This window comes from Streptomyces griseicoloratus (assembly GCF_014534645.1).
Lineage (GTDB): Bacteria > Actinomycetota > Actinomycetes > Streptomycetales > Streptomycetaceae > Streptomyces > Streptomyces griseicoloratus.
This window is the reverse complement of record NZ_JACVQF010000027.1, coordinates 1-4,951: the sequence shown is the minus strand read 5'-3', so window position 1 is coordinate 4,951 and position 4,951 is coordinate 1. Positions and strand designations below refer to the sequence as shown.

Sequence of the window (4,951 nt, the reverse complement as noted above, 5' to 3'; positions counted from 1 at the left end):
CGTCAGCGTCCACAGCGCGGTCCGGTTGGCACCGTCGGCCTGCGTGCCGTAGTCGTACAGCACCCCCATGTCACCACGGCCGTCGCCGTTGAAGTCGCCGGAGACGACCTTCGACCGGTTCCAGTCCCAGCTGCCACCGCTGCTGTCCCACTTGCGCTTCGGCTCGCCGAAGGCGGTACCGGTGCTGGTGAACGTCCACCACGCGGTGCGGTTGGTGCCGTCGGCCTGCCGGCCGTTGTCGTAGAGCACGCCGACGTCGCTGCGGCCGTCGCCGTCGTAGTCGGACAGCGGGGTCGCCACGGCGTTGGCGGCGACCCAGTCGCGCAGGTCGTCGACCCGGGTGCTGATCGCCTGGCCGGCTGTTCCCGCGGCGGTGTCGACGCCGAAGCATCCCGCGTGGTTGGAGCGGCTGCTGATCGCGACGAGCGCCGGCCTGCCGTCGACCGTGCGGACGGCGGGTCCGCCGGCGTCGCCCTGGCAGACGGCGGCGCCGTCCACGCCGCTGAGGGTGACGTCGCCGCCGGTGACCGCGGTGACGGAGAACGTCCCGGTGTGCAGGCCGAGCGGTGCCCACTCCTGCGCGGTGCGTCCGTGGCCGGCCACGACGAGTTCCTGGCCGGCGGCGGGCGCCGCGGTGGCGAGGGCGACGGGGGTGACGCCCGCCACCGGCTGGGCGAGGCGGGCCAGTACGAGGTCACGCTCGCCGTGCGGCCGGAGTTCCACGACGTCACGGGCCTGGTCGCCGCCGACGGTGGCGACGGTCTTCACCCGGGGTGCGCCGGCCGGAACCGTGAGGTCGGCGACCGGGTCGGCGGCGAAGCAACTGGCCGCCGTGAGAACCCACTCCGGGGAGACGAGGGCTCCCGAGCAGCCGCGCTCGTGGTCGCCGACCAGCAGCCGGGCGGTGAAGCCGTAACCGGTTCCACCGGCGGGGGTGCCGACCACCGCGTGCGCCGGCGCGGCGGTCAGCAGCAGCAACGGTGCCGTGCCGAGCAGCGCCGCCGCCCTGCCCCTGGTGCTCCGTCCGAGACGTCTGAGACGTTCGGGATACGACGCGGTCCTGCTGCGTGCCTTCATTGCCGTCCTAGGGGTGGTCCGACCGAAACTGACTGAGGTCGGGGCCCACCGGTTCACCGGTGGGCCCCGACCTCAGTCATGTAAGACCGCGTTCACCGATCTCGTCCATCGGCCGAAATCACGCAAACTGACTGTACGTCACACATTCATCGTGATGTACGCCACCCCACGGGCCGTCAGCCCGTCGGCGCCGCCTTCTTGACCGTCAGCGGCAGCAGTTTCCTGCCGGTCGGGCCGATCTGGATCTCCGTGTCCATGGCGGGACACACACCGCAGTCGAAGCAGGGCGTCCAGCGGCAGTCCTCGACCTCGGTCTCGTCGAGGGCGTCCTGCCAGTCCTCCCAGAGCCAGTCCTTGTCGAGGCCGGAGTCGAGGTGGTCCCAGGGCAGGACCTCCTCGTAGGAGCGCTCGCGGGTGGTGTACCAGTCGACGTCCACGCCGTACACCGCCAGCGCCTTGTCGGCGCAGCCCATCCAGCGGTCGTAGGAGAAGTGCTCGCGCCAGCCGTCGAAGCGGCCGCCGTCGTCGTAGACGGCGCGGATGACGGCGCCCACCCGCCGGTCGCCGCGCGAGAGCAGGCCCTCGACGATGCCGGGCTTGCCGTCGTGGTAGCGGAAGCCGATGGAGCGGCCGTACTTCTTGTCGCCGCGGATCTTGTCGCGCAGCTTCTGCAGCCGGGCGTCCGTCTCCTCGGCCGACAGCTGCGGCGCCCACTGGAAGGGGGTGTGGGGCTTGGGGACGAAGCCGCCGATGGAGACCGTGCAGCGGATGTCGCCCGAGCCGGAGACCTCGCGGCCCTTCTGGATCACGCGCGTGGCCATGTCGGCGATCTGCAGGACGTCGTCGTCGGTCTCGGTCGGCAGGCCGCACATGAAGTACAGCTTCACCTGGCGCCAGCCGTTGCCGTACGCGGTGGCGACGGTACGGATCAGGTCCTCTTCCGAGACCATCTTGTTGATGACCTTGCGGATGCGCTCGGAGCCGCCCTCGGGGGCGAAGGTCAGGCCGGAGCGGCGCCCGTTGCGCGTGAGCTCGTTGGCGAGGTCGATGTTGAAGGCGTCGACGCGGGTGGACGGCAGCGAGAGGCCGATCTTCTCGTCCTCGTAGCGGTCGGCCAGCCCCTTGGCGATGTCACCGATCTCGCTGTGGTCGGCGCTGGACAGGGACAGCAGGCCGACCTCCTCGAAACCGGTCGCCTTCAGGCCCTTGTCGACCATCTCGCCGATGCCGGTGATCGAGCGCTCGCGCACCGGGCGGGTGATCATGCCGGCCTGGCAGAAGCGGCAGCCCCGGGTGCAGCCGCGGAAGATCTCCACCGACATGCGCTCGTGGACGGTCTCGGCCAGCGGGACGAGGGGCTGCTTGGGGTAGGGCCACTCGTCGAGGTCCATCACCGTGTGCTTGCTGACCCGCCACGGCACACCCGACCGGTTCGGTACGACACGGGCGATACGGCCGTCGGGCAGGTACTCGACGTCGTAGAAGCCGGGGACGTACACCCCGCCGGTCTTCGCCAGCCGCAGCAGCAGCTCCTCGCGGCCGCCGGGCCGGCCCTCGCCCTTCCAGGCGCGGACGATCTCGGTGATCTCGAGAACGGCCTGCTCGCCGTCGCCGATGACCGCGCAGTCGATGAAGTCGGCGATCGGCTCGGGGTTGAACGCCGCGTGCCCGCCGGCCAGGACGATCGGGTCGTCGATCCCGCGGTCCTTGGACTCCAGCGGGATGCCGGCCAGGTCCAGGGCGGCGAGCATGTTGGTGTAGCCCAGCTCGGTCGAGAACGACAGCCCGAACACGTCGAAGGCGCGCACGGGACGGTGGCTGTCCACCGTGAACTGCGGGACGCGGTGCTCCCGCATCAGCGCCTCCAGGTCCGGCCACACGCTGTACGTGCGCTCGGCGAGGACGCCCTCCTGCTCGTTCAGTACCTCGTAGAGGATCATGACGCCCTGGTTGGGCAGACCGACCTCGTACGCGTCCGGGTACATCAGGGCCCAGCGGACGTCGCAGGAGTCCCAGTCCTTGACCGTGGAGTTGAGCTCTCCGCCGACGTACTGGATCGGCTTCTGCACATGCGGGAGCAGAGCTTCGAGCTGCGGGAACACAGACTCGGCGGCTTCGGCAGGCATCTCACGGAACCTTCGTGTGCTGACAGGGGTGACCATCCAGACTAACCCGCCGCAGGAGCTGCCCCGCCCCGGATCACCTCCCACATGCCGGGCAGCGCCGCCTCGTCGTCCGCGGCGCGCCGCTCCTCGCGCCCGTACAGCACCCCGTACGTGAAGGCGCTCTCGCCCGCCGCGTGCGCCTGCCGGGCCAGGTCGCGCAGCGCCTCGCGGGTCATCACGCTGTCCTGGTGGTCGCCGAGCAGACCCTGGAGCGTCTTCATCGACCGCACCAGGGCGTCCGCCGGCTCCCCGAGCGCCGGGCTCGCCGCCTCGGCCGCGTACCGGGTCCGCTTGGCCTGCTTGCGCGCCTCGTGCAGCGCGACGTCCCGCTCCTGCCCCGGGGGCAGTGCGAGGGCCTGCTCGACCAGCGCGGACACCCGGGCGAAGTCCTTGCCGACCGCCGCGCCGATCACCTTCTCGGGCTTCCCGGCGGCCGCCCTGCGCAGCGGCGGCGCGTCGATCAGGGCGTCGAGCGCGCCGAGCAGTTCCAGGTACCGCCGGCCGTCGAGCACGGCGGTCAGCCGGCGCCGGGAACCTCCTCGCCGGGCGTGCGACCAGGTGCGCAGCCGGGTGCGGACGGGGCCGGAGACCAGGGCGCGGGGCAGCTCGTCCAGGGCGGCGGTCACCCGCTCGGTGAGCACCTCCTCGTCGCGCCCGGCACCCAGCTCGGCGGCCAGCCACTTCAGCTCCGCTGCGACCGGGTCGGTCACGGCCCGGTCGAGGGCCCTGCCGTACGACCGGAAGGCGCTGCGCAGCCTGCGGGTGGCGACGCGCATCCGGTGCACGGAGTCCGGCAGGTCGCGGCGCACGGCGGGGTCGAGGTCGACGAGCGCGTCCCGCTGCGCCCGGAGGTAGGCGAGGACGTGGTCGCCGGCGGTGACGGGCGCCGGGGGTGCCTTGGGCTTGCGGCGCTTCTTCGGTGCCGTGTCCGCGAGGGCGCGGGCCAGTTTGGACGCGGACGCCGAGGGGCGCACGCCGGCCTTGCGCAGCCGTTTGTCGACCTTGTCCAGAAAAACGGGGTCGACGCCGTCGGCGAGCTCGACCTCGATCTCGGTCCACTGGGCGGCGCCGCCGGTGAGCCGTTCGGCGTGTACGGCGTCGACGCTGACCTCGGCGAGGAGACGGCCGTCCGCATCGACGAGGTGGCGGACGTCGCGGTCGGAACGCAGCCGTACGAGGGGCGACAGGGCGCTGTCGCGGACGCGGGAGCGGACGAGGCGGGCGAGGGCGCGGGGGACGCCCTCGGAGAGGGGGGCGCGGATCTCGTCCCGGACGTCCGGGGCGACGGGGAGCTTCAGATGCCAGCCGGCGTCGGAGCCGCCGGTGCGGCGGCGCAGGGTGATCGAGGACGCGGCGAGGCGTTCGTCGGCCGTGTCGTAGTAGGTGGCGTCGAGGTGGGCGACGCCCTTGTCGAGGACGGCCGCGACGCCGGCGACGCCGGTCAGATCGGGCAGGCCGCTGTCGTCGGACTCGTACTTCCGCTCGATCTCGCGCTTGATGTCCGCCATGTGGTGAATCTAGCGGGGGTGGGCCGCGCGGTCACGGGTCGGCGGCGTGGTGGGGGCCGGCGTTCGCGTGCTTGCCCGGCGCGGGTGCGGGCCGGGGGTGGGACGCGCGGCCCGGCGCTGCCGGGGTGCCTCCCCCAGGGGGGTACCCCCAGCGCCCACCCGTGCCGCCCTGGGGGTACCTCCCAGGCCGTTCAGGCACTG

The 4,951-nt window shown here is 72.4% G+C and carries 3 protein-coding genes; all 3 read right to left on the bottom strand.

Features of this window, described 5'->3' with window-relative positions; genetic code table 11:
- A partial coding sequence (locus H0H10_RS00845) for a trypsin-like serine protease (RefSeq protein ID WP_188178835.1) occupies window positions 1-1,077 on the bottom strand: 1,077 nt, incomplete at its 3' end.
- Between the two features lie 176 nt (window positions 1,078-1,253).
- Window positions 1,254-3,203, bottom strand: a complete 1,950-nt coding sequence (locus H0H10_RS00840) for a TIGR03960 family B12-binding radical SAM protein (protein WP_188178834.1) — start codon at window positions 3,201-3,203, stop codon at window positions 1,254-1,256.
- 41 nt (window positions 3,204-3,244) lie between these two features.
- Window positions 3,245-4,750, bottom strand: a complete 1,506-nt coding sequence (locus tag H0H10_RS00835; protein WP_188178833.1) for a CYTH and CHAD domain-containing protein — start codon at window positions 4,748-4,750, stop codon at window positions 3,245-3,247.
- Window positions 4,751-4,951: the final 201 nt, after the last annotated feature.

What these genes read in the sequence shown, in the direction of transcription:
- H0H10_RS00835 (WP_188178833.1), bottom strand. Translation starts at nt 4,750, where the DNA reads ATGGCGGACATCAAGCGCGAGATCGAGCGGAAGTACGAGTCCGACGAC.
- H0H10_RS00840 (WP_188178834.1), bottom strand. Translation starts at nt 3,203, where the DNA reads ATGCCTGCCGAAGCCGCCGAGTCTGTGTTCCCGCAGCTCGAAGCTCTG.